The following is a 26,752-nucleotide window of genomic DNA, read 5'->3' on the forward strand; positions in this document are numbered from 1 at the left end:
GTCAGGCCGACGAAGGAGCAACCCCCGCGAGCGCGGGGCCGACTCGGCGCCCTTGGGCAGGCGGGCGCAGATGTCGGAGCAACCCCCGCGAGCGCGGGGCCGACCTCTCCGAGCCAGGACGGTCCAGCCGGGCTCTGGAGCAACCCCCGCGAGCGCGGGGCCGACACAGAAGGGCACGCGGGGTGAGGAGCGATGCAGGAGCAACCCCCGCGAGCGCGGGGCCGACAGGTCCCGGTAAATGGCCTCGACGGTCAGCTCGGAGCAACCCCCGCGAGCGCGGGGCCGACAGGCGCCCAGCGAGCGCGGTCAGGCCGACGAAGGAGCAACCCCCGCGAGCGCGGGGCCGACTCGGCGCCCTTGGGCAGGCGGGCGCAGATGTCGGAGCAACCCCCGCGAGCGCTGGGCCGACGCGCGCCCGCAGCGCCGCCCGGGCAACCGCGGAGAGCAACCCCCGCGAGCGCGGGGCCGACGGACCGCCTCGACGGGCCATCAGCTCCTGCAGGGAGCAACCCCCGCGAGCGCGGTGCCGACACCTCGTCCGGCGCGCAGCCCGCCACCTCGGCGGAGCAACCCCCGCGAGCGCGGGGCCGACTTCGCGGAGCCGATGTCGTCCACGACCCGCTGGGAGCAACCCCCGCGAGCGCGGGGCCGACCCGTGCTCGACGCGGGCCGCGACGAGACGCCAGGAGCAACCCCCGCGAGCGCGGGGCCGACTCCATCGTCACGCACACGGTCTCGGAGGAGCGGGAGCAACCCCCGCGAGCGCGAGGCCGACGTTGGTGGGGCCTCGGGGCGTGAGTCCATTGTGAGCAACCCCCGCGAGCGCGGGGCCGACACAGTGGGCTCCTCGGTCAGCGGGTCTTGACGGGAGCAACCCCCGCGAGCGCGGGGCCGACACGTCCAGGAGCGCGGTCTTGCCGTCCTTCAGCGAGCAACCCCCGCGAGCGCGGGGCCGACATGCCGTCGTGGGCGGCGGTGCCGGGCGGCAGGGAGCAACCCCCGCGAGCGCGGGGCCGACCGCATCCTCGGTGCCAATCCGCAGCGCGTACGGTGAGCAACCCCCGCGAGCGCGGGTCCGACGCGTGCTCGTTCTTGGCGACCCGGTCGTTCTTGGAGCAACCCCCGCGAGCGCGGGGCCGACCCCTGCCGCGGGTTCTGCGCACCGATCCCGGTGGAGCAACCCCCGCGAGCGCGGGGCCGACAGGTCGACCAGCGCGACGTGGGCGCCGCTGTCCGAGCAACCCCCGCGAGCGCGGGGCCGACAAGAACACCGGCACCCGAGTGCTCTTCTTGCTGGAGCAACCCCCGCGAGCGCGGGGCCGACGCTGCGGGACGGCACGGCGGATCTTCTGGGGGAGAGCAACCCCCGCGAGCGCGGGGCCGACGGCTGCGACGGTCTGCAGTACCTGCTCGCCTGGGAGCAACCCCCACGAGCGCGGGGCCGACTGGGACCCGTTCAGCGGGCGGATCGCCCAGCTGGAGCAACCCCCGCGAGCGCGGGGCCGACGCCATCTGACGGACGGTCTTCGGGGTGCTGCGGGAGCAACCCCCGCGAGCGCGGGCCGATCGGCAGCGCGTGCGCTGGCTGGACGGGGAGCCGGAGCAACCCCCGCGAGCGCGGGGCCGACACCTCGGCGGGCTCGGGGCGGAACGGGATCACGGAGCAACCCCCGCGAGCGCGGGGCCGACTACGAGGGGGAGTACTCCGACACCTCGATCGAGGAGCAACCCCCGCGAGCGCGGGGCCGACTGAGCCGGGCCGGAAAGTTCTGGCTCATCCTCGGAGCAACCCCCGCGAGCGCGGGGCCGACCTGGACGTCGACCCGCAGCGGAACGGTGCCGCGGAGCAACCCCCGCGAGCGCGGGGCCGACGACGAGTGGGACGGCTGGGCCGACGAGCCGCTGGAGCAACCCCCGCGAGCGCGGGGCCGACAGGAGGGCGGCGAGGGCGGCGGCCGGCTGGTGGGAGCAACCCCCGCGAGCGCGGGGCCGACAGGAGGGCGGCGAGGGCGGCGGCCGGCTGGTGGGAGCAACCCCCGCGAGCGCGGGGCCGACAATCTGGGGGACACCGCGCTGCCCGCCGAGGGGGAGCAACCCCCGCGAGCGCGGGGCCGACGTCGCGCGACGCCTCGGTGCCCAGGCGCAGCAGGAGCAACCCCCGCGAGCGCGGGGCCGACTCATAGACATCTCGCGACAGATGGTAGAGGTCGGAGCAACCCCCGCGAGCGCGGGGCCGACCTGGTCACGATGGTCTCCAAGGTGAGTTGGGGTGGAGCAACCCCCGCGAGCGCGGGGCCGACGACCGCGACGACCTGATCCGACTGCTCACGCGGGAGCAACCCCCGCGAGCGCGGGGCCGACGCTCTTTCCCGGGACAGCTTCCGTACCTTGCCGGAGCAACCCCCGCGAGCGCGGGGCCGACTTGCGGGGCTTCGGCTTGGGGACGTTGGTCAGGGAGCAACCCCCGCGAGCGCGGGGCCGACGCCGACACCGGCCGGGCGAGCGGCATCTACCCGGAGCAACCCCCGCGAGCGCGGGGCCGACCCGGAGTGGGGCGACGACGGGAAGGCCGGCCGAGAGCAACCCCCGCGAGCGCGGGGCCGACCCGGCCTCTACCGGCGGGCGGAGGAACTGGCCGGAGCAACCCCCGCGAGCGCGGGGCCGACATGCGGAGCTTCCAGGTGCTCGCCGCATTCGCGGAGCAACCCCCGCGAGCGCGGGGCCGACAGACCGCCGATCCGCTTCAGATCACGTTCGTCGGAGCAACCCCCGCGAGCGCGGGGCCGACTACGGGTCCACGGAGACGTGGCAGCCGGTGAACGAGCAACCCCCGCGAGCGCGGGGCCGACTGGTCGCGGCGCGCGCGGCGCTTGGACGCCCGGGAGCAACCCCCGCGAGCGCGGGGCCGACTGGCGCCGTGCTCGTCCCACTCCAACCGCGCCGGGAGCAACCCCCGCGAGCGCGGGGCCGACCGCGACAGCGTGTTCAAGACGTTCGCCGCGGAGGAGCAACCCCCGCGAGCGCGGGGCCGACCGGCGGTCGTGCAGCAGCTTCAGCGCGGAGTCCGAGCAACCCCCGCGAGCGCGGGGCCGACGGCCAGCGTCTCCGCCGTCCGTCGCGCGTTGCGGAGCAACCCCCGCGAGCGCGGGGCCGACACTATCTGACCTGCGGTGATTGGCGTCAGGAGGTGCAGGTTGATTCAGTTCGATCGGCGGCCAGCCCGGAAGAGACTTGATCCATCGTCCTCCATCTCCCCTTGCTCAGGACCGACTTGTCAGTGATGTGCTCTACGCTCCGCAGCGTACTCGTACGTGGAGGTTGGGGCATGGTCGAGGACCGGTGGCAGTGGTATCCGCCCGAGGTCAGGGGCTGGCTGGGTGCGTTGTGGGGCAAGTCTGCGGGGCGGGCCGGGGGGACGGTCAACCTTCTGCTGTCACACATGCTGGACACCGCCGCGGTGGCGGAGATCGTCTGGGACCGTTACCTGCCGCAGGTGACGCGGTGGCGTCTGGATGCTGTGGCTGGCGGTGCGGGAAAGGGGCGGCGTCTGTTCGCGTGGCTTTGCGGGATTCACGATCTCGGCAAGGCCACCCCGGCGTTCGCGCGACTCGACGCGGCTGGCGAGGCTGCTGTTCGCCGGTCCGGGCTCTCGTGGGACAAATACGCGGTGAATGCCACGGCTTGGCGGCACGACAAGGCCGGCGGCCGGCTACTGCGGGCGCTGCTGGAGAAGGCGGGCTGGGAAGAAGGGCACGTCGACTGGGTGTGGCCGCTGGTCGCCGGCCACCACGGGTTGTTCCCCACGTTGGGGCAGTTGGCTCCGAAGAAGGAGGACCTGCAAGGGAAGGGACCGTCCTGGAAGTTGGCACAGTCGGCACTGGTGGAGGTGTTCTCCCGGGAGCTCGGCTATGAAGGTGAGTCGCCGCTTGCCGGTGCGGAGCCTGTGCTGGTGCCGAGCCGCGCGATGCAGCTCCAGCTGTCGGGCTTCGTGGTGATGGCGGACTGGATCGCCAGTGACGAGCTGCACTTCACGGGCGAGCCCGATCTGGCGAAGGTGACGATGCCTCAGGCGCGGCAACGGGCCGAGGCGGCGTGGTCCAAACTCGGGCTGCGCGGCGGGTGGGGCGCGTTGGCGGTGCCAGGTCCGGAGACGTTCCAGGATCGCTTCGGCCACGGGCTCAGGTCCTCGCAGGAGTTGGTCCTGGACGTGGTGCGTCGGATGGGCGGGCCGGGCCTGGTGATTGTCGAGGCGCCGATGGGGGAGGGGAAGACGAAGGCGGCGCTGGCGGCGGCCGAGCTGATGGCCGCGCGTCACGGCGCGGACGGGGTATTCCTGGGCATGCCGACCCAGGCGACCGCGGACCCGATGTTCACTCAGCTCCGACCGTGGCTGCGCAAGGTCGAGGAGGGGCTGGAGAGCCAGGTCGCGCTGCTGCACGGCAAACGGATGTTCAACAAGGAGTGGCGCGCCCTGCTGGAGGACGCGGGGGAGTGGGGGCAGAATGCCGACTCCCGCTTCTCGTCGGTGGACGAGTTCGGAATGCGGGACGACTGCTTCGACGGCTGCGAGGGCGGCGGGCGTAGGGCTCCCGCCGAGTGGTTCCTCGGCCGTCGCCGTGGCCTGCTGAGTCCGTTCGCGGTCGGCACGATCGACCAGCTCCTCTACGCTGCGACTCGCACCAAGCATGTGATGCTGCGCATGGCCGGCCTGGTGGGCAAGGTCGTGATCCTCGACGAGGTCCACGCCGCCGATGTCTACATGTCGCAGTTCCTGCAAGAGGGCCTGTGGTGGCTCGGGCAGGCCGGAGTGTCGGTGGTACTGCTGTCGGCGACGCTGCCGCCGCAGCAACGGCGCGACTTGGTCGCCGCCTACCTGGCCGGCACGCAGTCGGCGGAGCCCACGCAGGCGCTGGCGCTGCCAGAGCCGCAGGGCTATCCGAGCGTGACGGCGGCTTGGTCAGGGCAGGACCGCCAGCCGGAAGTGCTGGTCGAGAGCACCGAATCCTGGCGCGAGGACCTCCAGGTGCGGATCGAGGTGCTCGACGAACCGCTGGCGCAGACCGATTCCCGGCCCTCGGAAGAAGCCGGTCAGGCGGACGCGGTCGTTGTCGACTACCTGAAGGGGCGCCTGGTCGACGGCGGGTGTGCCCTGGTCATCCGCAACACCGTGGCCCGCGCCCAGTCCACGTTCGAGGCACTGCACAAGGAATTCGGCGCTGACGTCCGGCTCCTGCACGGCCGCCTGCACGCAGGCCACCGGGCCGACCGTACCCAGGATGTCCTGAAACTCCTCGGGCCGACCACCGAAGAGTCGAAGCGCCCCGAGCGACTTGTCGTCGTCGCCACCCAGCTCGCGGAGCAGTCCTTCGACGTCGACGCCGATCTGCTGATCACCGACCTCGCGCCGATGGACCTGCTCCTCCAGCGCATCGGACGCCTCCACCGCCACGACGGCGTCACACGTCCCCGCCTGCTGTCGAGGCCCACCGTCGCTGTCACCGGCATCCACCTCGACGATGACCGCGCACCGCACATCCTGCGCTCGTCCGAAGGAATCTACGGCCGCTACCTCCTGCTGCGCACTGCCGCCGAGGTCGCCCAGGCGGCGACAGCCGACGCCGGCCCGTGGAGCATCCCCGGTCAGGTGCCGGCCCTGGTCGCCCGGGTGTACGGCATCGAGACCATTGTCCCGGCGGCGTGGACCGAGGCCGAGGAACAGGCCCGGCAGGATTGGGAAGAACGGCAGGCCGAGCGTCGCGCGCAAGCGTCCCAGTACCTGCTGACCCGGGCTGGCGAGCACGGAGCGCCAACCCTGGATGGCCTGCACTTCGGAGCCCACAGTAGGCTGGCCGAGGGGCAGTTCGAGGCGCTCGTGCGTGACGGCGACAGGAGCGTGGAAGTCATCCTGGTACGCCGCACCGAGGATGGGAACGTCCACGCGATGACGGGCCGAAAGCTTGGGCCGAACGGCGAGGTGGCGGCCGAAATTCTGGACGACGTGCTCTTCGGGACGGTACGCCTGCCCACCAAGCTGACCGGGATGGCCGAGCAGGCACTCGGTCCGCTGCCGGGCTGGCGCGACCATCCATGGCTGCGGCACAGCTTGGCCCTCGAACTCGACGAGCACGGGGACGCGGTCATCGGCGACTTCCGCCTGAGCTACAACGACCTGCGAGGCCTCGAGGTGAGCTGCGGGCCAAAGTTCCGGTAGAGCGCGCGGGAGGAACGGGTCGATGCCGTTTCACCCACGCGCCCCAACCCCGCGAGCGCGGGGCCGACTTGCAGCCGAAACCAGCTCGCAGACAGAGCCAGGGGCCATCCCCGCGCACAAGTCCTGCGGGGCCGAAGGGCAATTCAAGCATTCGCCTCACAACGGACCTTCGGCGGTGCCACGATAAGCCAGCAACAAGCTAGACAAAGCTAGTTGGGAGAACAGTGCGTGCCTGGGTACAACCTCGTCGACGAACCGTGGCTGACGGTGCGACCGGTCAGCGGAGGGCCGCCCGTGAATCTGGGGATCGCCGAGGTCCTGGCCCGGGCCCACGAACTCGAGGGCCTTGTCGTCGAGCTCCCCACCCAGCTGCCGGCCGTCCTGCGCCAGGTGCTGCTGTCCGTCGTCGCTCATGCCACCGGTGCACCTCGGTCCATCCGCGAGAAGGGCGAACGGCTCGCGCGGAAGGGCGGGTTCACGAAGGACGAGCTGGGTGACATCCAGGCCTACCTAGACGAGCACCGAGGGAAGTTCGACCTCTTCGATCCCGAGGTCCCGTTCGGGCAGGTCGCCGGGCTGCGCACTGCCAAGGACGAGACGAAAGGCTCCGCCGCCTTGGTGGCGACGGCGGCGAGTGGTAACAATGTCCCGCTGTTCGCCAACCGCACCGACGCGGACCCCCTCGATTTGACGCCCGCCCAGGCTGCCCACTGGCTCCTACACGCGCACTGCTGGGACACGGCGGCGATCAAGACCGGCGTCGTCGGCGACCCCGAGGTCAAGGCGGGCAAGACGACGGGCAATCCGACCGGCCCGCTCGGCCAGCTCGGTGTCATCGTCCCCACCGGGCGAACGCTGTACGAGACCTTCATGCTGAACCTCCCGCTCACCCCGCCCGACAGCCTTGGGGTCCCGCAGTGGCTGCAGGGCCCGCACAAACCCGCCTGGAAACCTCGGGAGGCCAAGGGCCTTCTCGACCTGTGGACATGGCAGGCCCGGCGGATCCGGCTCATCCCACACCAGGACGAGAACGGTCAGCTGAAAGTCGCCCGGGTGGTCATCAGCGCCGGTGATCGCCTCACGCCCATGCCCGAGAAGGAGCCGCACACCGCCTGGACGTTCACCGCCCCGGCCAAGAAGTCCGCCTCGTCTCTACCTGAGCGCAGGCCGCGCCGCCACACCCAGGGCAAGGCCGCCTGGCGGGGCCTGGACGCTCTCCTCGCGGCGAACCGGCAGGGACCGGAGGGCTCCTTCGAAACCAGCGTCCTGCTTGACGAGATCAGCGCCCTACGGGAGATCGGCCGACTCGAAGGCAACTACCCGCTGCAGGTGGAGACCTTCGGCATGGTCTACGGTACCCAGTCCTCCGTCGTCGAGGACGTCATCCACGACACCATCCCGCTGCCGCTGCTCGCCCTCCAACAGGACAGCGAAGCCCATCAGCTGCTCCTGGACGTCGCCGAGCAGGCAGAACGGCTCGCCCAGGCCGTCAACAACCTCTCCGCCGACCTGCGCCGGGCCGCCGGAACCGATCCCATCCCCTGGGACAAGGGCCAGCGCCCCGGCGAACTCCTGCTACACACCCTCGACCCTCAGGTGCGCCGGCTGCTTGCCGGCGTCCGGGATGCCCGCACCGACGAAGTCCTGGATCAAGGCCGGCTCGCCTGGGAGCACGTCGCCGCGCGTCATGCGTGGGATGCGGCAAACGCCCTCCTGCTGGCCGCACCCGCCACCACATTCGGCGGCCGCACCCTCGACCAGGGCGGCAAGACGGGCAAGGCGCACACCTACCGGCTCGGTACGGCCGGCGCCAACTTCCGGCGGCAGGTCGACGAGATCCTGCCGCGCCGCGCCGACGCTCTACGGCAAGCAGCCGCTGCCCGCGCGGCCGAGACCGGGCCCGCCATCGACTCCGAATCCGACCCTGGAGCGGATTTTGACCACTGAACACGAGAGCGCCGTCAGGCGACGTCCGTACTGGGAAAGGTTCACCGCCCCTGACCACACGTGGCGCATCGATCCCCGCAGCGGGCAACCGCGTCGACCGCCCGGAGAGGACCTCGCGGCCCTGCGCTCAGGCCTGGGGCGCCCCGTCATGGACAGCCCCAAGATGTGGCCGCTCTACAGCTGCGAGGTCGACGACGTGCTCGCGCTGCGCGACGAAGTCTCCGATGAGCAGAAGGCCGAGCACGCCGCCCTGGCCCTGTTCGGCCTCCACCAACAGAGCCAGTCCAAGCCCATGCACCGCCGCGGCGTCAAACTCGGTCAGGCACTGCGCGCCCTGCGCCGCGACGGAAAGTTCAGCGAGGAGGCGCTCGACACCCGGGTCGCGCAACTCGCGGGTGCCACCAGCGTGTCCGCGCTGCTGGTCCACCTACGCGGCCTGATCACCCAACTGCGCGCCGTCGGGCAGCCGCTGGACTACAACCACCTGATGGCCGACATCCGGGCCTGGCACCACACCGACAGGCGCCCGCAGGTCCGCCTCAAGTGGGCCATCGGCTACCAGACCTGGAAGGACAAGGCACCCGCCGACTGATCGCACCCGCGACAACCCGCTGCCCGTACCCACCAGATCAGACCATCATCCTTTCAGGAGAAGCGCATGACCGACCGCGTCTACATCGATGTGCACATCCTGCAGACCGTCCCGCCGGCCAACCTCAACCGTGACGACAACGGCAACCCCAAGGAGGCCTACTTCGGCGGCAAGCGGCGTTCCCGCGTCTCCTCCCAGGCCTGGAAGCGCGCCACCCGCATCCACTTCGCGGAGAGCCGCCACCCGCAGGACCTCGCCACCCGTACCAAGCGGATCGCCGCCCAGCTAGGCAAGGGCATTGCCGAGCGCACTGGCATCGCGGCCGAGGACGCCCAGCGGATCGCCGACGCCCTGATCAAGTCGACTGGGATCTCCGCCGGCAAGAAGGACGGCGACACCGCTTACCTCCTGTTCTACGGACGCCGTCAGCTGGACGGAATCGTCGACCTGGTCGCCGAAACCGCCACCGAGCTCGCCGCCCTCGACGCCAAGGCCCTCAAGGAGGCCGCAGAGTCCCTGCCGGTCAAGGAGCAGCTGCAGACCGGCCACCCGGCCGACGTCGCCCTCTTCGGCCGCATGGTCGCCGACATTCCCGGCCTGAATGTTGATGCCGCGACCCAGGTCGCCCACGCCATCTCGACCCACGCCGCGGAGCTCGAATTCGACTACTACACGGCTGTCGACGACGAGAACACCGCCGACGAGACCGGCGCGGGGATGATCGGTACCATCGGCTTCAACTCCGCCACTCTCTACCGCTACGCCACCGTGGGCCTGCACCAATTGCGCGACAACCTCGGCGACGACAAGGCCGCGGTCGACGCCGTCGACCTCTTCCTCGACTCCTTCGCCCGCTCCATGCCGACCGGCTACGGCAACTCCTTCGCCCACCGCACCCGGCCCAGCCTGGTCGCCGTCGTCGTACGCGCCGACCAGCCCGTGAACCTGGTCTCCGCGTACGAGAACCCGGTCCCGGCGAGCCAGGGCATCGTCGCCGAGTCCGCGCGCCGCCTCGCCGCGGAGTTCGCCACCGCCACCGAGCAGTGGGGCGACACCCCGCTGTACGCCGCCGTCTGCCACACCCTGGGCACCGATGCCGGTACCGACGAGACGGGGCGGAAACTGGCGGAGGCGTTCGGCACCAACCGGACCTTCACCGAGCTGCGGGAAGGCCTGCGCACCGTCCTCACCGAGCGGGTGAACGGCAACTGATGCCCGCCGACCCCACCCCCACGCACGCCACAGCGGGCGAGGATCAGGCAGTCCTCGTGCTGCGTCTGGCTGCCCCGCTCCAGTCATGGGGCGACCGCAGCGCCTTCAACCGCCGCGATACCTCGCCCCAGCCGACCAAGTCCGGCGTCATCGGGCTTCTCGCCGCCGCCGCGGGCCGCCCGCGCGAAGCGGACATCACCGACCTGGTCGGCCTGCGCCTGGGCGTTCGCGTCGACCAGCCCGGAACGCTGCTGCGCGACTACCACACCGTCAGCGACTACCGGGGCCGACCCTTGCCGCAGGCAGGCGTCAACGCCAACGGCGTCCAGAAGCCGACCTCCCCGGCCAAGGACACCCATGTCACCCACCGCTACTACCTCCAGGATGCGGTGTTCGTCGCCGCGGTCCAGGGCCCGGCCGACCTCCTCACGACGCTCGCCGAAGCCATCCGACGCCCCGCCTTCCCGCTCGCCCTCGGCCGGCGTTCCTGCGTGCCCACCCAGCCGATCGCTCTGGGCGCGGTGCGCGACGCCAGCCTGGAAGATGTCCTGGCCGAGGAACCCTGGCAGGCAGGCGACGCCGTCAAGAACGCCTACCGCCGACGGGCCGAGCGGGGTCCGGAGCCGTTCTCCCCGCACCGGATCGACCTGGCCGCGACCTTCGACGACCCGTTGGGCGAGGACGCCCGGCAGGACGTTCCGCGCTCCTTCGCACCCCGTGAACGCGGCTTCTCGCCCCGGCGGATCCGCCACGCCTGGCTCAACGTCCCCACCGGTCTCCGCTCGTCCGCCGCAACCACACAGCCGGCCACCGAAGCCGGCGGCCACGACCCGTTCGCCCTGCTGGGCTGGTGACCCGATGACCTACCTCTCCCGCGTGCGCATCAACCCCCTGCGCGCCGCCAGCCGCACCCTGCTCGCCAACCCCCGAGCCCTGCACGGCGCCGTCGTGGCCGGCACCCCCGACGCCGCCCCCGGAGACCGGATCCTGTGGCGCCTGGACACCGACCACCCGCGCCGCCCCATGCTGCTGGTCCTCACCCCCTCCAAGCCCGACTGGACGCACATCGTCGAACAGGCCGGCTGGCCCGACGCCGACGGCGAGCACTACGCAATCCGCGACTACAGCCCGCTGCTCGCCCAGCTCGCCGTCGGCCGCGAGTTCGCCTTCCGGCTCAAGGCCAGCCCCGTCCAGAACACCTCGAAGCCCGACAAAGCGAGCCCGCAGCGCACCAAGACCGCCGCCGAACTCCGCCACCGCTCCTTCCGAATGGCCCACCGCACCGCCGCCCAGCAGCTCAACTGGTTCCTGGAACGCACGCAGCGCTGGGGCTTCACGATCCCCGCAGCACGGACCGACAGCCCGGCACCAGGCCTCGAACCGGCGGCCAACATCCCTGCCGACTCGCAGCCCGCCCGGGAGGTGAGGATCACCGACCGCAGCCGTAGCACCTTCACCAAGCCCGGCACCCGTGCCCCCGTCACGCTCACCACCGCCACCTTCGAAGGCCACCTGCGCATCACCGATCCCGGCCTCCTGCAAGCGGCCCTCCTCGGCGGCATCGGCCCCTCCAAGGCCTACGGATGCGGCCTGCTCACCCTCGCCCCGCTGCCCACCGGACACCGGTGACCGATGGCCGACATCTGGTGGAAAGCCCACCCCCATGACCTGCACCGCCTTGCCGACCGCGTCTCCAGCGTGTACGTCGAGCGCAGCCACATCGACCGCGACGAGAACGCCGTCGTCGTCATCAACAAACGCGAGACCGTCCGCGTCCCGGCCGCCATGGTCGCCGTCATGCTCCTCGGCCCGGGCACCCGCATCACCCACGGTGCCGTCAACCTCCTGGCGGACTCCGGCACCACCGTGTGCTGGGTCGGCGAGCAGGGCGTGCGCATGTATGCCGCCGGCCTCGGCCCCAGCCGCGGAGCTGCCCTCCTCAACCGCCAGGCCTGGCTCGTGAGCCGCACCAAGGAGCGCCTGGCCGTCGCGCGGAACATGTACCGCATGCGGTTTCCGGGTGAGGACGTCAGTACCGCCACCATGCAGCAACTGCGCGGCCGCGAGGGCGCCCGCATCCGCAAGCTCTATCAGGCGGAATCACGCCGGACCGGCGTTCCGTGGAACGGTCGCGTCTACAAGGCCGGCGACGCCTATGCCGCAGGTGACGACCTCAACCGCCTCCTGTCGGCGGCCAACGCCGCGCTCTACGGGATCTGTCACGCGGTCATCACCGGACTTGGCGCGAGCCCTGGCCTTGGGTTTGTCCACACCGGGCTGGCGACCTCGTTCGTCCTTGACATCGCCGACCTCTACAAGGCCGAATTCACCGTTCCGCTTGCCTTCGACCTCGCCAAGCAGGGCCACACCGAGGAACGTGACGCCCGCCTCGGCCTGCGCGACCGCATCGCCCAGGACAAGCTGCTCGGACGCATCGTCCATGACGTCAAGACCCGGACGGCACCGACATGCCTGATGTCGAGGCCAACGAACTCTGGGACGAACGCGTCGGCACCGTCCAAGGCGGCGTCAACTGGTCGGACCGCGAGAACACACCGACGCTTTCTGTCTCAGACCCGGGAATGGGCGACGAACATCTGGCCATCATCGGCCCGGAATTCACCCAAGATGCGGGAAACCCATGACCGTCATCATCCTCATCGCCGCCCCTGAAGGCCTACGCGGACACCTCACCCGTTGGATGGTCGAGGTTAACGCAGGAGTCTTCGTCGGCACCCCCAGCCGTCGCATTCGCGACCGCCTCTGGGACCTCCTCGCCACCCGCATCGGCGACGGCCAGGCGGTCCTCGTCGAACCCGCGACCAACGAACAAGGCTGGACTGTCCGCACCGCGGGCAAGGACCGCTGGAAGCCCGTCGACTTCGACGGACTGATTCTGTCAGCGCGTGCCCACCGATAAACCTGCAGGTCACAAAGTGTCGGCCCCGCACGCGCGGGGGTTGCTCCCCGGCCAGCGCCCCGGCCGCCAACGAGGCGGCGTCGGCCCCGCACGCGCGGGGGTTGCTCCGGCCCTGGCGGTCGAATGGCACAACGCCGCTCGTCGGCCCCGCACGCGCGGGGGTTGCTCCTCCAGGCGGCGCATCAAGTCGGCGACCTGGTCGTCGGCCCCGCACGCGCGGGGGTTGCTCGAGGCCGGCATCAATCTCAACCGGGCCGGCAGCGTCGGCCCCGCACGCGCGGGGGTTGCTCCTCCGCCCACAGCGGCCAGGATGCCGCACCCGCGTCGGCCCCGCACGCGCGGGGGTTGCTCCAGCTCAGAGGCAGCGCCACCCAGCGCGGCTACGTCGGCCCCGCACGCGCGGGGGTTGCTCCGGCACCACCTGGCTCGCGCAGGGCGATTCCACGTCGGCCCCGCACGCGCGGGGGTTGCTCGTGTAATGGGCCCTTTCCATGGTCCGCCCTTGCGTCGGCCCCGCACGCGCGGGGGTTGCTCGGGTACGTCGGGCAGCCCCTCACCGTGGCCCAGGTCGGCCCCGCACGCGCGGGGGTTGCTCGAAGATCCGCCTCCCCCACTCCGAGGTCTGCTCGTCGGCCCCGCACGCGCGGGGGTTGCTCGCTGCTCGATCCGGTCCAGATGGGCCCGGGTCTGTCGGCCCCGCACGCGCGGGGGTTGCTCCCTGGCCATGGTGGACAGGATCAGCTGGACGTAGTCGGCCCCGCACGCGCGGGGGTTGCTCCCCGGACGCCCAGCTCTGACCCCCGCCCCCGGGGTCGGCCCCGCACGCGCGGGGGTTGCTCCGAGTACCTCGACGCCGAGCCCGTCCCCGACGAGTCGGCCCCGCACGCGCGGGGGTTGCTCCCGCGGGCAGGGCTGGCCCGCCGGACCCGCCACGTCGGCCCCGCACGCGCGGGGGTTGCTCCGGGTAGTTGGGCTGCGGGTCGATGTCGACGCCGTCGGCCCCGCACGCGCGGGGGTTACTCCCCCCGCCCCAGACCCGGACGCGACAGCAGACAGTCGGCCCCGCACGCGCGGGGGTTGCTCCCTGACCACCGCTCTGCCACACCCACCGGCATGGTCGGCCCCGCACGCGCGGGGGCTGCTCCTCGACGTCCTGACCGATCGTTCGGGCCCACAGGTCGGCCCCGCACGCGCGGGGGTTGCTCTGATCTGATGCCTGAGTTCCGCGCCGCCGCCCGGTCGGCCCCGCACGCGCGGGGGTTGCTCCTGCCCGGCGGCCCGAGACTTGACGCCTGGCCCGTTGGCCCCGCACGCGCGGGGGTTGCTCCTGCCCGCCCTCGACAGCGCCCGCCTCACCACGTCGGCCCCGCACGCGCGGGGGTTGCTCCGTCACCTCCGCCCGACGGGGGTCGGCGGTCTGGTCGGCCCCGCACGCGCGGGGGTTGCTCCTGCTGGCCGGCCTGGGCTGCGGCCTCCCAGGCGTCGGTCCCGCAGCGCGGGGGTGGGACCGGAAGCCGCAGGAGCCCAGGAAGCTCAGCGGCGAGCGGGCGGTGGACGACGTTGGCCGCTGGCAGCAAGTCCCGTCGAGGTGTCGGCCGGGTGGCGGGGGAGGGCCCAAGATGGGCCCGGCCGTTCTGGAGGCGCTCGGCGTCGGCTCCCCCGGCCTCGATCCAGGATCGCTGGCCGGGCGAGCCGTGCGGCGACTACGCGGAGAACCCCGTAGTCCGGCGGCCGGGCGAGGAGGTGAAGACGTCCCTCCTCACCGAGAGTTGTACGCCCCGGCGGAAGGCACCCTGGCCGTCGAGCCGGGTCCCGTTCGGGTGGGGTCCGGAGCGGTGATCGGGTGGCTGCTCGCCGTGTGTCAGACGTCGCCGAGGGGGATGGTCGGGTCCGCCAGGCGGTCGAGGTCCACCTGGCGCTGGGAGACGATCAGTTCGCGGATCGGGTCGGTGACGTCCCAGATGTTGACGTTCATGCCGGCGAGCACCCGGCCGCCGGTGAGCCAGAAGGCGATGAACTCGCGGGTGGCCGGGTCGCCGCGGAAGACCACCCGGTCGTAGCCGCCGGGTGCGACGTAGCCGAGGTACTCCATGCCGAGGTCGTACTGGTCGGTGAAGAAGTACGGCACGCGGTCGTGGACCGCGTCCGGGTGCCCGAGCATCGCCCGGGCGGCGGTCTGGGGCTGGTTGAGGGCGTTGGCCCAGTGCTCGACGCGGATGTGCGTGCCGAACAGGGGGTGGTAGGCGTTGGCGACGTCGCCGGCCGCGTGGACGTCCGGGTCCGAGGTGCGCAGCCGCTGGTCGGTCTTGATGCCGTTGTCGACCTCCAGGCCGGCCGCCTCGGCGAGCTCGGTGGCGGGGGAGATGCCGATGCCGACCACCACCGCGTCGGCCGCCAGCTCGGTGCCGTCGCCGAGGCGTACGCCGCTCACCGTGCCGCCGGCACCGGTGAGTTCGGTGACCTGGACGCCGAAGCGCAGGTCCACGCCGTGGTCGCGGTGCAGGTCGGCGAAGACCTGGGCGACCTCGCGGCCCAGCACCCGCAGCAGCGGCAGTTCCAGCGCCTCCAGGACGGTCACCTCGGCGCCCGCCGTCCGGGCGGCGGCCGCGACCTCCAGGCCGATCCAGCCCGCCCCGATCACCGCGATCCGGGCGCCCGGGCGCAGCGCCGCCTTGATCCGGTCGCTGTCCTCGACCCGGCGCAGGTACAGCACGCCGTCCAGGTCGGCGCCGGGTACCGGCAGCCGGCGCGGCACCGAGCCGGTGGTGAGCAGCAGCTTGGCGTACTCGACCCGGCCGTCGTCGGCGAGCGTCACCGTGTGCCGGGCGGGGTCGATCGAGGCCACCCGGGTGCCCAGGCGCAGCGTGACGTCGTGGTCGGCGTACCACTGCGGGGGGTGGACGTAGATCTTCTCGCGGGACTCCTTGCCGAGCAGGTAGCCCTTGGACAGCGGCGGCCGTTCGTACGGCCGCTCGTGCTCCTCGCCGATCAGGACGATGCCGCCCCGGTACCCGGCGTCGCGCAGGGCTTCGGCGGCCTTGGCACCGCCCAGGGACGCACCCACGATCACGATCGGACGTTCGCGTCCCGTCCCGGCTTCCGTGTCCGCCATCTCGACTCCTCGCTGTCGCCGCAGATCCGGGGCCAGCCTGCCGCCGTACGGGTGGCGTGTCGAGACCGCGGCGGGCGCGCCGCGCCCTGCCGCCCGTTCGGGTGAACGTGCGGTGCGGTGCCCGGCACCGGGACCCCGGGGTGCCCTACCCCCAGGCGAGCTCGCCCATGGCGACCTTGGTGCCGATGTCGACGGCCATGCGCAGGCCCAGCTGCGGGAAGCGCCGCTCCAGCGCCTCCCTGGCGGACTCCGCGTCGGCCGCCCGGCCGAGCTCGGTCTCGAACGCGCGCAGGTAGGCGCGGGTGTGGTCGACGGCGTTCAGGTCGGTGGGCGCGTCGGCGACCCGGTGGCCGGCCGCGACCCAGGTCGGGTGGAGCGCCTCGATGCCGTTCAGGAGGTCGATCCAGGCGGCGCGTTGGGCGGGCGCGGGGGTGTCGGCCGTCCACACGTGCAGGCCCTCGAAGAGCAGCACCCCGCCGAGCACCGCGCGGTGGTGGTGCTGCCACAGGTAGTGCCGGTCGGGCAGGTGGAAGTCGGCGCCGCGCAGCTCGAAGCGGTGGCCCTCGAAGACGATCTCGTCCCCGTGCAGCACCTCGGGCCGGACCAGCCGGGTCGGCAGCTCCGGGCCGAGGTGGGACCAGGCGCGCAGCTTGGCGTGGAACGTCTCCTGGATGTGCTCGACGGTCGACGCGGTGGCGAGGAAGCGGGCCTGCGGGAAGGCGTCCTGGACCTCCTGGGCGCCGAAGTAGAAGTCGGGGTCGCCGTGGCTGACGAAGACGGTGGTGAGCCGCTTGCCGCTCGCGCGCACCCGCTCGACCAGGCGGCGACCGTCGGAGCGGGTGAACCCGGCGTCCACCAGCAGGGCGTCCCTGGGGCCGGTGACCAGGACGGACGTCTTGTTGAGCGAGCTGTCGGGGCTGTCGATGATCTCGAACTCCAGGGCACTCATCGGGTCGAGCATCCTTCCTCGGGGCGGGCACACCTCGTCGCCAGCATCCGTGCTCGGCGCCCGGTCCGCATCCGGAGCGGCGGGGGGAGGGCCGGGCGGCGGGAGGGGTGAGCGAGGGGAGGGCCGGGCGGCGGGAGGGGTGAGCGAGGGGAGGGTTGGGCGGCGGAGGGGAGGGGCGGCGGAGCCGAGCCGCAGGGCACCAGCCGCGCCCCCGCCCCCGGGCGGCTACTCCCCGCCGGCCGGTGCGAGTCGCAGCACCGCCAGCGCCCCCGCCGCCGTGGCCACCGCGAGGCAGGTCCACAGCAGCCTCGGCCCGGCGGCCAGCAGCGCCGTCAGCACGGCCGGCGCCGCCGCCCGGCCGACCCCGCTCGCCAGCTCCCACCGCGCCAGCGCCCGCCCGAGCAGGTGCGGCGGCACGGAGGCCGTCACCAGGGCCGTGCCCGAGCCGGTGTAGAGGATCTCGCCCACCGTGTACACCACGGACACCGCCACGATGCCCACCGCCCCGGGAGTGCCGCCCAGCGACCCGGCCGCCCAGAACCCCAGGTACGAGACCGCCAGCACGGCCCCCGCCACCGCCAGCACGGCGCGGCGCGAGTGCTTCGCCAGCCGCAGCACCAGCGCCAGTTGCAGCGCGATCACCAGCACGGTGTTGCCGACGAACATCCCCGAGGACCACGCCGGGGAGGCGTGCAGCCGCAGCACCAGCAGCGCCGGGAGCGCCACCTCCAGCACGTCGAAGCAGAACGCGTACGGCAGGTTGGCGAGGCTCAGCAGGGAGATCCGGCGCAGCGGCCCGCCCGGCGCCCCGGTGCCGTCGCCCTCGTGGTCCGTCGTCCGCTGCGGCGCCCGCACCCGCAGGGACCCCGCCAGCAGCGCGGCGGCCAGGCAGGCCGTGCCGGTCACCCCGGCCAGCACCCGGATCGCGTCCGCCCCGCCGGCCACCGTCACCGTGGCGAGCAACGCACCCGCGCCCAGGCCCGCGTTGCGCAACGACCGCCCGGCGGCCAGCGCGGCGTCCCGCAGCCGTCCCTGCGTCAGGGTGCTCACCACGGCGGCGTGGGTGGTCGGCCAGGACTGGCTGCCCACCCCGAACAGCACCGCCGCCAGCGTGAACAGCGGCAGCCCCTGCGCGGTCAGCAGGGTGAAGGCCCCCGCCGCCCGCAGCACCAGCGTCACCGCCGCGGGCAGGGTGCGGGCCCCGCGGTCGATCCAGCGGCCGGTCAGCGGCACCAGCAGCAGACCGGCCACCATCCCGGCCGACAGCGCCAACCCGACCGCCCCGGCGGGCAGGTGGAGCACCCCGACGCCGAACAGCAGCAGGAACGGCCGCAGCAGGCCGCCGCCCACCGCGTCCACGGCGAGGGCCACCGCGTACCGGGGGCCGCCGGCGGCCGTGACCAGACTCAGCAGCGCGGACGGGCCGCCGCGGCCGGTGCCGATCGGCAGGGCGGGCCGATCGCCGGTGCGCACGGCGGCGTGGTCATGGACGGACTTCTCCTGGGTCACACTCATGACCGGTACGGTCCGCCCCGACGGGGGCACCCGGCACGTCGATTGACGGTCGGCGTCAATCGAAGCGGACGCGGCCCGCGGGGGTGGCACGATCGGGCGCATGAGCGTGACCATCGACATCACCGGTCTTCCCGAGGACCGGCTGCTCTTCGCCCCCTCCCCGCTCGCCGAGCTGAACGCCATGCTGCACGCGCTCGCCGAGCCGGCGCACCACCCCGCGCTGCACGGCTGGGTGACCAGCACCGCCGCCGCGATACCGGCCGAGCTCTCCGAACGGCTGCTGGAGGCCGACTTCCTCTGGCGTTCCTCGCGCGCCGACTTCCTCGTCCCCGGGCTGCCGGGTGCCACCCTCACCGAGGAACTCGACGCCGTCGACCGGATCGAGGACGAGCTGTTCGTCGCCGGAGCGCTCGTCACCACCTGCGGCTCCTCCCGGTTCGCGCGCCCGACGGCGTCCCCGCTCACCGATCCCGCCGCCAACGAGCGGGCCCGCGACCTCGCCCTCGCCCGCGGCCCCCGGCAGGCCGCCTTCGCCGACCGGCTGCTCGCCGACCCGCCGGCCGTCCGGGCCCTGGTGCGGCGGATGCTGGAGGACTGCGCGTCCGTCTTCTTCGCCGACGCCTGGCGGCGGGTCCTGCCCGCCCTCGCCGCCGACGCCCGGCGCAAGGCCGACCTGCTGGCCCGCCGCGGCCTCGCCGAGGCGGTCGGGGACCTCTCGCCGTCCGTCAGCCTCGACCAGGGCGCTGACGGGCGGCGGCGGATCGTCATCGACAAGCTCCAGGACAGCACCACCAGCGGCACCGCCGCCGGGGGCGTCACCTTCATCCCCACCGTCTTCGGCCGCCCCCACCTGCTCGCGGTGCACGCCCGCGGCTGGCGCCCCGTCCTGCAGTACCCCGTCGCCGAGGCCGACGGATCCGATCCCGTCTCGCTCGCGCTCGTCCAGCAGCGGCTGGAGGCCCTCGCCCACCCCGTCCGACTGCGGCTCGCCCGCACCATCGCCCGCGGGCCGCACACCACCGGCGAACTGGCCGACGCCTGGCAGCTCAGCGCCCCCGAGGTCTCCCGCCACCTGGCGGTGCTGCGCAAGGCCGGGCTGCTGCACACCGAGCGGCGCGGGCGGTACATGCTCTACCAGCTGGACCTGGCGGGCAGTGCCCGGCTCGGGTCGGACTTCCTGGAGGCGCTGCTGCGGTGAGCGTGCGGTCGCCGTGCCCACGGTGCTTCGAGGCGCTGCTGCGGTGAGCGTGCGGTCGCCGTGCCCACGGTGCTTCGACGCGCCGGGAACACGGACCGCACGGAACGCGTTCGTCCGGTCATGACCGACGACGATGCCGCTGCCGTTCCGCCCGTTGCCCCGCCCGCCACCCCGCCCGTCGCACCGCCCGAGATCCTGCGCTACGCCGCCTTCGCGACCCGCCCCGACGGCGGCAACCCGGCCGGCGTGGTGCTCGACGCCACCGGACTCGGCGACGCGCGGATGCTCGAGATCGCCGCCGAGGTCGGGTACTCCGAGACCGCCTTCCTGACCCCCGGGTCCGTCCAAGGGTCCTACGCTGTCAGGTACTTCAGCCCGCTCGCCGAGGTCCCGTTCTGCGGGCACGCCACCGTCGCCTCGGCCGTGGCGCTGGCCGAGCGGACCGGGCCCGGGCGGTACGTGTTCGGCACGGCGGCCGGCGAGGTCCCGGTCGAGGTGGAACGCGACGCCGACGGCGCGCTGCGGGCGACCCTCACCAGCGTCGAGCCGAAGACCGAGGAACTGCCGCAGGCCGACACTGCCGAGGCGCTCGCCCTGCTCGGCTGGTCCGCCGACGACCTCGACCCGGCCCTGCCCCCGCGGATCGCCTACGCGGGCGCCCGCCACCTGGTCCTCGCCGCCGGCACCCGCTCGCGCCTCGCCCGCCTCGACTACGACTTCGAGGGCCTGGCCGCGTACATGCGCGCCCGGGATCTGACCACCCTGCAACTCGTCTGGCGCGAGGCCGCCGAGGTCTTCCACGTCCGCGACCCGTTCCCCGTCGGCGGCGTCGTCGAGGACCCGGCCACCGGGGCCGCTGCCGCTGCCTTCGGCGCGTACCTGCGCGAACTGGGCGCGGTGACGGCTCCGGTGGTGCTGACGCTGCACCAGGGGGAGGACCTCGGCAGGCCGGGCCTGCTGCGGGTCGAACTGCGGGCGGAGGACAGCCGGGTGCGGGTCTCGGGCACGGCGGTGGCGATCCCGTAGGGGGCGAGGCCTCCTGTACCTACTGGTATGTTCAGGGCTTGGAGGTGCGAGCCCGGTCCCCGGCCGCGCCCGAACGGACGGACGGCGGCCGGACGGCCGGGAGAGGAACCGCCATGCCCTTCGTACGGATCGACGCCCTGCAGGCCGACGGCGCACGGCTGGAGGCGCTCGGCCGCGCGGTGCACGAGGCCCTGATGGAGACCATCGGGATCCCGCCGGACGACCACTTCCAGGTCCTGGTCGGCCACGACGGCGTCACCAGCACGCTGCGCTACGGCGACTACCTCGGCGTGCACCGCGACGAAGGCATCGTCTACGTCGCGATCACGCTGCGTGCCGGGCGGACGTCTCAACAGAAACGGGCGCTGTACCGGAGGATCGCCGAACTCGCCGAGCGGTACGCGGGCACCGAACCGCGGAACGTGTTCGTGACACTGACCGAGAACGCGCCGATCGACTGGTCCCTCGGCGACGGACTGGCCCAGTACGCCCCGCCCGCCGGGTCGGAAGCCTGCGAGCCCGCAGCCTTCCAGCCCGGCGGGCACCGCGACGGGGGTTGAGTGATGACATTGAACGCCTCCGCCTGAACGCCGCATCCCGGACGCCGCCGCCGGGCCGGACCGGCGGCTGCCCGGTCCGTCCCCGCCGGAAATCCGTTCGCGTCAGGCGCTCGCCTGGGCCAAGCTGTCCGGATGCAGCGAGCGAACAGCCGTACCGTCACCGTCGAACTCACCCACGGCGCAGAGTACTTCGGGCGGCTCGGCCCCTTCGAAGTGGACCTCGGCTGGTGGTCCTCCGTCGACGGGGTGGTGGAGCGGGCGTCCGAGTCGGCCGGGGTGCCGGTGCTCGTGGTGCGGCTGCTGGAGGGGCGCAGCGAGGACGCCGGGCACGGCGGCCGGGTGCGCTACCACGCGGAGGCCCTGCGGCGGCCGCCCGCGCTCGACCCCCTGGCCCCGGACGGCGAGACGGCCGCGCTCCTGGCACCCGCGCCGCTGCGCGCCGCCTGGGCGACGCCGGAGGGCCTGCGGGAGGCGCTGGCCTGGGCGGAGGCGCGGCTCGCGGCCGTCGGTCGTCCGGCCGCCGCCCCCGCGCAGCAGATCCGCACCTGGAACCTCTCCGGGCTCTTCCGCCTACCGACCGCCACGGGCACCGACGCCTGGCTGAAGACCACCACGCCCGCGTTCAACGCCCGCGAAGGCGAGGTCATCGCGCTGCTCGGCGGCGTCGACCCGACGCTGGTACCGGCCGTCCTGGCCGGCGAGCCGGTGCAGGGCCGGCTGCTGCTCGACCACGTACCCGGGCAGGACTGCTGGGAGCCGTCCGCCGGGACCGTCGCCGACCTCGTCCCCCGGCTGGTGGCCGCCCAGGCGGCGCTGGCCGGCCGCCCGGCGGCCCTCGCCGGCCTGCGCGACCGGACCCCCTCCGCGCTGCTCACCCAGCTGCGGACCCTGTTGGACCGGCTCCCCGGCGAGACCGACCTGACGCCCGAGGAGCGCGACCGCCTCCACGCCTTCGCCGCCGGCCTCCCCGGGCTGCTGGACCGGCTCGCCGACTGCGGCCTGCCCGAGACCCTGCTGCACGGCGACTTCCACCCGGGCAACTGGCGCTCCGACGGCGTGCGTTCGGTGATCGTCGACTACGCCGACTCCTGCCTCGGACACCCCGTCCTGGACGGGCTGCGCCCCCGCGCCTACCTCAGCGCGGACGGCTGGCGGCACCACACCCGGATCTGGACGGACGCCTGGCGCCACCACGCCCCCGGCTCGGACCCGCAGCGGGCGCTGGAACTCGCCGAGCCGCTCTACCACCTGTCGTACGCGCTGCGGTACCAGGAGTTCCTGGACCACATCGAGTCGAGCGAACGCCCCTACCACGAGGGCGACCCGGCCGCCGAGCTGCGCGCCGTGCTCGCCTGCGCGCAACCGGACCGGGGAGCGCCCCGGCAGCCGTAGCCCCCACCCCGAGGGGCAGGCCGGGGTACCGCCCGCTGCCGCAGTCGCAGCGAGCGGTACCGGGCGGGCCGTCAGTCCGGCGGGGCGATCCGGTGCCCGCCGCGCGCCGAGTGGAGGGCGAGCGCCTCGACCGGGCAGAAGTCCACCGCCTCGGCGAGGCCGTCCGTCAACTCGGCGCCGCCGTCGGCGTACTCGGCCACCGGCCGGGCCCGGCCGTCGGCGTCCAGGGCCAGCGAGCCGGGGGCGCTCAGTGCGCACATCCCGGAGCCGATGCAGCGGTCCCGGTCGACCCGGACCACCACCGGCTCCGTCTCGGCGGGGCCCGTCACCAGGAGACCCGCAGGGAGTTGGGGCTGCGGGTGAGCAGCCCGCGGCGCCAGTCGATGCCGTCGACCGGGTCGGCGATCCGCAGTGCCGGGAGGCGGCGGGCCAGCCGGTGCAGGGCCAGTTCGAGCTCCATCCGGGCCAGCCAGGCGCCCAGGCAGTGGTGCGGGCCGGCGCCGAAGGTGAGCGTCGGCGCGGCCAGCGGGGCGAACAGCTCGGTGCGCAGGTCCCCGGTGTGGACCGCCGGGTCCACGTTGGCGGCGCCGGTGTCTGCGGCGACCACGCTGCCGGCCGGGATCACCACGCCGCCGATCTCCACGTCCTCCACCGCGCGGCGCAGCAGCCCGGGCATGAACTCCTGGGCGTCGCCGAGCGGGACGGCGCGCAGGATCTGCTCGGTCGCGGCGGCGGCGCCGGCCTCGTCCGAGGCGAGGCGCTGCCAGGCCTCCCGGCCGTCCTCCAGCAGGTAGACCAGGGCGTTGCCGAGGCTGGTCATGGTCGTCTCGTGGCCGGCCACCACCAGGCCGACGACCAGCGCGACCAGCTGCCCCTCGGTGATCGAGCCGTCCTCGGCCGCGGCCGCCAGCAGGCCGCTGACCAGGTCCTCGCCGGGGGCGGCCCGCCGCTCGGCGATCACCTCGGCGCCGAAGGCGCTGAACTCCGCCATCGCCGCGGAGATCGCCGCGGCCGGGTAGGCGGTGGTGGACAGCGCGTGGTCGCTCCAGTGCGCGAGCCGCTTGCTGTCCAGGTTGTCCAGGCCCATCAGGCGGCTGATCACCGCGACCGGCAGCGGCCGGGTGTAGGCGGCGACGATGTCGGCGGGGGAGCCGTGGTCGATGAGCTCGTCGATCAGCGACTCGATCACCGAGGCCACCCAGGGCTTCCAGCGGGCGATCGCGCGCGGGGTGAACGCCCGCTGGACGGTCCGGCGTAGCCGCTGGTGCTCGATGCCGTCGATGTTCAGCATGCTCTGCGGGTCGTCCAGGATGTTGGGCGTGACCGTGACCGGCGGCGCGTCCGGCGCGTAGAGCGGGGCCCGGCCCAGCCGCGGATCGGTGAGCACCTGCCGCACGTCGGCGTGCCGGCTGACCAGCCAGACCGGGGTGCCGGTCGGCAGCGCGGCCAGCCGCGGCGGGCCGGGTTCCAGGTGGCGCAGGCAGTGCAGCGGGGGGAGCGGGGCGGTGCCGGTGCCGGCACCGGTCGCACTGTTCTCGGTGGACATCCGTACTCCAGACTCCAGGTCAGCGGGTCGCTCGGGGCGGCCCCACGGGGGGTGATCCGGGATCGTGCGGGGGACGGGCGGTTCGGCCGCGGCGGCTCGGTGCGGGGCCGGGGCAGCGGGTGGACCGGGGGCGCGGTCCGCGCGGGGCGCGGGCCCGTGCGCGGGTGGCGCGAAACGTGCGGGGGCGTACGGTCGGTACGCGCCCGGCACGGGCGGCGCGCGGTGGCGTGCCGTCAGGTGGGGCGGGTGAGCTGTGCGTGGTCGCGTGGACCCCTTCTGCTACGACCGTACGTGGACGGTGGGGCGCCCGTCTGCGGCACTTCCAGCCAACGGCGGCGGTTTCCGGGCAGTTCGCCGCCCGCTGACGGGCGTTCAACAGTCCGTTCGCGCCCCCCGGTGTCCGGCCGCGCCCGGGCGGGCGCCGGGCGAGGCGTCAGCTCAGGCGAGCGGCAGGAAGGCGGCGGGCGGGCGGCAGGAAGGGGAGCAGGCGTACAGGCGGCCGGGCGGGCAGCCGGCCGGTGGGCGAGGGCACGGGCGCGGCCGGCGCCTGCGGCGGGGGGCGGACGGGAGGGGGCGCTCCTGCGGCGGCCGGCGGAGCGGGCGCTACGCTTCGTACGCGGTCCTCCGCAGTGCTTCTACAGTTCTCCTGCGGTGCCTTCCGCCGTCGGGCTGCAGGCGGCCGCCAGTCGTTCCGCGGTCCTTCGGGAACCGCTCGTCGCAGGTCACGCCGGTGCGCAGCCGCACCGGCCGACGGAGGTGGAATCGGATGCCCCAGCAGGTCAAGGCGGTCATCGCGCGTGCCAAGGGCGCGCCCGTGGAGGTGGCCACGATCATCGTGCCGGACCCTGGGCCGGGCGAGGCGGTGGTCCGGATCCAGGCTTGCGGCGTCTGCCACACCGACCTCCACTACCGCGAGGGCGGGATCAACGACGAGTTCCCGTTCCTGCTCGGCCACGAGGCCTCCGGCATCGTGGAGTCGGTCGGCGAGGGCGTCACCGAGGTCGAGCCCGGGGACTTCGTGATCCTCAACTGGCGCGCGGTGTGCGGCCAGTGCCGCGCCTGCAGGCGGGGCCGCCCGCAGTACTGCTTCGACACCCACAACGCGCGGCAGCGGATGACGCTGCCGGACGGCACCGAACTGTCCCCGGCCCTGGGCATCGGCGCCTTCGCCGAGAAGACGCTGGTCGCGGCCGGCCAGTGCACCAAGGTCGACCCGGCGGCCGAGCCGGCCGTCGCCGGCCTGCTGGGCTGCGGCGTGATGGCGGGCTTCGGCGCCGCGATCAACACCGGCAACGTCGGCCGGGGCGACTCCGTGGCCGTGATCGGCTGCGGGGGCGTCGGCGGCGCGGCGGTGATGGGGTCCCGGCTGGCCGGCGCGGCGAAGATCATCGCCGTCGACATCGACGACCGCAAGCTGGAGACGGCGCGCCGGCTCGGCGCCACCCACACCGTCAACTCCCGGACCACCGACCCGGTCGAGGCGATCCGCGAACTCACCGGCGGGCACGGCGCGGACGTGGTGGTGGAGGCCGTCGGCCGCCCCGAGACGTACCGGCAGGCCTTCTACGCCCGCGACCTCGCCGGCACCGTCGTCCTGGTCGGCGTCCCCACCCCGGAGATGACCCTGGAGCTGCCCCTGCTGGACGTCTTCGGCCGCGGCGGCGCGCTGAAGTCCTCCTGGTACGGCGACTGCCTGCCCTCCCGCGACTTCCCGATGCTGATCGACCTCCACCTCCAGGGCCGTCTGGACCTCGGCGCCTTCGTCACCGAGACCATCGGGCTCGACGCGGTGGAGCAGGCCTTCGAGCGCATGCACCGCGGTGACGTCCTCCGCTCGGTGGTGGTCCTGTGAGCTCCCCGCGCATCGACCGGCTGGTCACCGCCGGCACCTTCGAACTGGACGGCGGCAGCTGGGAGGTGGAGAACAACGTCTGGATCGTCGGCGACGACCGGGAGGCGGTGGTGATCGACGCCGCCCACGACGCCGGGGCGATCGAGGCGGCGCTCGGCGGACGGCGGCTGGTGGCGATCGTCTCCACCCACGCGCACAACGACCACATCGACGCCGCCCCGGCCCTCGCCGAGCGCACCGGGGCGCCGGTCCTGCTGCACCCGGACGACCTGCCGCTGTGGAAGCTCACCCACCCCGACCGGCTCCCGGACGGTGAACTCGCCGACGGGCAGCGGATCGAGGTGGCCGGCACCGCGCTGACCGTGCTGCACACCCCGGGCCACGCACCGGGCGCGGTCTGCCTGTACGCGCCGGAGCTGGGCACCGTGTTCACCGGGGACACCCTGTTCCACGGCGGCCCGGGCGCGACCGGCCGCTCCTTCTCGCACTTCCCGACCATCATCGAGTCGATCCGTGAGCGGCTGCTGTCGCTCCCCGCCGAGACGGTGGTGCGCACCGGCCACGGCGACCCGACCACGATCGGCGCCGAGGCCCCGGCCCTGCCGGAGTGGATCGCGCGCGGCCACTGAACCCGGGCGGCCGGCTGATCCGGGTCGGCCGGCCGGCTCGCCCAGCAGCCCCGGCCGAAGCCGCCCGGCCGGCCTTCCCGGTCGACCGGGC

Annotated in this window: 18 protein-coding genes, 1 pseudogene and 2 CRISPR repeat arrays; of the genes and pseudogenes, 14 read left to right on the plus strand and 5 right to left on the minus strand. The window is 73.6% G+C overall.

Translation table 11 applies throughout. The features are described from left to right. Nucleotides 1-14 precede the first annotated feature (14 nt). Nucleotides 15-3,155: direct repeats of the CRISPR family, unit length 29 nt; unit sequence GGAGCAACCCCCGCGAGCGCGGGGCCGAC. A 170-nt stretch (nt 3,156-3,325) separates the two neighbouring features. The 8 genes and pseudogenes from cas3 to cas2e all read left to right on the plus strand — a co-directional run bounded on the left by cas3 (nt 3,326) and on the right by cas2e (nt 12,882). Next, nucleotides 3,326-6,211: a CRISPR-associated helicase Cas3' gene (gene cas3 / locus ABT247_RS15510; RefSeq protein ID WP_350742977.1), complete on the plus strand. Its 2,886-nt coding sequence runs from the start codon at nt 3,326-3,328 to the stop codon at nt 6,209-6,211. A 228-nt stretch (nt 6,212-6,439) separates the two neighbouring features. Beyond that, complete coding sequence (casA, locus tag ABT247_RS15515) at nt 6,440-8,158, plus strand: type I-E CRISPR-associated protein Cse1/CasA (RefSeq protein ID WP_350742979.1); 1,719 nt, start codon at nt 6,440-6,442, stop codon at nt 8,156-8,158. After that, a complete protein-coding gene (casB, locus tag ABT247_RS15520; protein WP_350742981.1) occupies nt 8,148-8,750 on the plus strand; it encodes a type I-E CRISPR-associated protein Cse2/CasB in 603 nt (200 codons plus the stop codon). The genes casA and casB overlap by 11 nt, the downstream gene beginning before the upstream one ends. Before the next feature lie 66 nt (nt 8,751-8,816). Next, complete coding sequence (gene cas7e, locus ABT247_RS15525; protein ID WP_350742983.1) at nt 8,817-9,962, plus strand: type I-E CRISPR-associated protein Cas7/Cse4/CasC; 1,146 nt, start codon at nt 8,817-8,819, stop codon at nt 9,960-9,962. After that, nucleotides 9,962-10,816, plus strand: a complete 855-nt coding sequence (gene cas5e, locus ABT247_RS15530) for a type I-E CRISPR-associated protein Cas5/CasD (RefSeq protein WP_350742985.1) — start codon at nt 9,962-9,964, stop codon at nt 10,814-10,816. Before cas7e ends, cas5e begins: the two co-directional genes overlap by 1 nt. 4 nt (nt 10,817-10,820) lie before the next feature. After that, the gene (gene cas6e, locus ABT247_RS15535) at nt 10,821-11,591 is read left to right on the plus strand and encodes a type I-E CRISPR-associated protein Cas6/Cse3/CasE (protein WP_350742987.1); all 771 of its coding nucleotides are present in this window, start codon (nt 10,821-10,823) and stop codon (nt 11,589-11,591) included. Between the two features lie 3 nt (nt 11,592-11,594). Then, nucleotides 11,595-12,607 (plus strand): annotated as a pseudogene (cas1e, locus tag ABT247_RS15540) (type I-E CRISPR-associated endonuclease Cas1e). After that, entirely contained in the window at nt 12,604-12,882 is a 279-nt protein-coding gene (gene cas2e / locus ABT247_RS15545; RefSeq protein WP_350742990.1) for a type I-E CRISPR-associated endoribonuclease Cas2e, read from the plus strand. Before cas1e ends, cas2e begins: the two are co-directional and overlap by 4 nt. A gap of 18 nt (nt 12,883-12,900) precedes the next feature. Next, a CRISPR array of direct repeats spans nt 12,901-14,331; the repeat unit is 29 nt; unit sequence GTCGGCCCCGCACGCGCGGGGGTTGCTCC. A 412-nt stretch (nt 14,332-14,743) separates the two neighbouring features. Here cas2e and ABT247_RS15550 read toward each other — a convergent pair. From ABT247_RS15550 to ABT247_RS15560, 3 genes are all read right to left on the minus strand, one after another. Further along, nucleotides 14,744-15,994: an NAD(P)/FAD-dependent oxidoreductase gene (locus tag ABT247_RS15550; protein ID WP_350742992.1), complete on the minus strand. Its 1,251-nt coding sequence runs from the start codon at nt 15,992-15,994 to the stop codon at nt 14,744-14,746. 145 nt (nt 15,995-16,139) lie between these two features. Further along, nucleotides 16,140-16,943: an MBL fold metallo-hydrolase gene (locus tag ABT247_RS15555; protein ID WP_350742994.1), complete on the minus strand. Its 804-nt coding sequence runs from the start codon at nt 16,941-16,943 to the stop codon at nt 16,140-16,142. 225 nt (nt 16,944-17,168) lie between these two features. Beyond that, complete coding sequence (locus ABT247_RS15560) at nt 17,169-18,458, minus strand: MFS transporter (RefSeq protein ID WP_350742996.1); 1,290 nt, start codon at nt 18,456-18,458, stop codon at nt 17,169-17,171. 100 nt (nt 18,459-18,558) lie between these two features. Between ABT247_RS15560 and ABT247_RS15565 the strand changes: the two genes are divergently transcribed. From ABT247_RS15565 to ABT247_RS15580, 4 genes are all read left to right on the plus strand, one after another. Further along, nucleotides 18,559-19,656: a DUF5937 family protein gene (locus tag ABT247_RS15565; protein WP_350742998.1), complete on the plus strand. Its 1,098-nt coding sequence runs from the start codon at nt 18,559-18,561 to the stop codon at nt 19,654-19,656. 120 nt (nt 19,657-19,776) lie between these two features. Next, nucleotides 19,777-20,682 (plus strand): PhzF family phenazine biosynthesis protein, encoded by a 906-nt coding sequence (locus ABT247_RS15570; protein WP_350743000.1) that lies wholly within the window; start codon nt 19,777-19,779, stop codon nt 20,680-20,682. A 113-nt stretch (nt 20,683-20,795) separates the two neighbouring features. Next, nucleotides 20,796-21,242, plus strand: coding sequence for a tautomerase family protein (locus tag ABT247_RS15575; RefSeq protein WP_350743002.1), 447 nt, complete (start codon nt 20,796-20,798; stop codon nt 21,240-21,242). Between the two features lie 132 nt (nt 21,243-21,374). After that, nucleotides 21,375-22,634 carry an aminoglycoside phosphotransferase family protein gene (locus ABT247_RS15580; RefSeq protein WP_350743004.1) on the plus strand — a complete coding sequence of 420 codons (1,260 nt, stop codon included), beginning with the start codon at nt 21,375-21,377 and terminating at the stop codon, nt 22,632-22,634. A gap of 71 nt (nt 22,635-22,705) precedes the next feature. Here ABT247_RS15580 and ABT247_RS15585 read toward each other — a convergent pair whose 3' ends face one another. Continuing rightward, nucleotides 22,706-22,963 carry a ferredoxin gene (locus tag ABT247_RS15585; protein ID WP_350743006.1) on the minus strand — a complete coding sequence of 86 codons (258 nt, stop codon included), beginning with the start codon at nt 22,961-22,963 and terminating at the stop codon, nt 22,706-22,708. Then, nucleotides 22,960-24,180 (minus strand): cytochrome P450, encoded by a 1,221-nt coding sequence (locus tag ABT247_RS15590; protein WP_350743008.1) that lies wholly within the window; start codon nt 24,178-24,180, stop codon nt 22,960-22,962. The genes ABT247_RS15585 and ABT247_RS15590 overlap by 4 nt, the downstream gene beginning before the upstream one ends. Nucleotides 24,181-24,946: 766 nt before the next feature. Here ABT247_RS15590 and ABT247_RS15595 point away from each other — a divergent pair. Both ABT247_RS15595 and ABT247_RS15600 read left to right on the plus strand, forming a co-directional pair. Beyond that, nucleotides 24,947-26,032 carry an S-(hydroxymethyl)mycothiol dehydrogenase gene (locus ABT247_RS15595; RefSeq protein WP_350743010.1) on the plus strand — a complete coding sequence of 362 codons (1,086 nt, stop codon included), beginning with the start codon at nt 24,947-24,949 and terminating at the stop codon, nt 26,030-26,032. Further along, complete coding sequence (locus tag ABT247_RS15600; RefSeq protein ID WP_350743012.1) at nt 26,029-26,661, plus strand: MBL fold metallo-hydrolase; 633 nt, start codon at nt 26,029-26,031, stop codon at nt 26,659-26,661. Before ABT247_RS15595 ends, ABT247_RS15600 begins: the two co-directional genes overlap by 4 nt. Nucleotides 26,662-26,752 lie beyond the last annotated feature (91 nt).

It is taken from the genome of Kitasatospora sp. NPDC001539 (assembly GCF_040298565.1).
Classification (GTDB): domain Bacteria; phylum Actinomycetota; class Actinomycetes; order Streptomycetales; family Streptomycetaceae; genus Kitasatospora.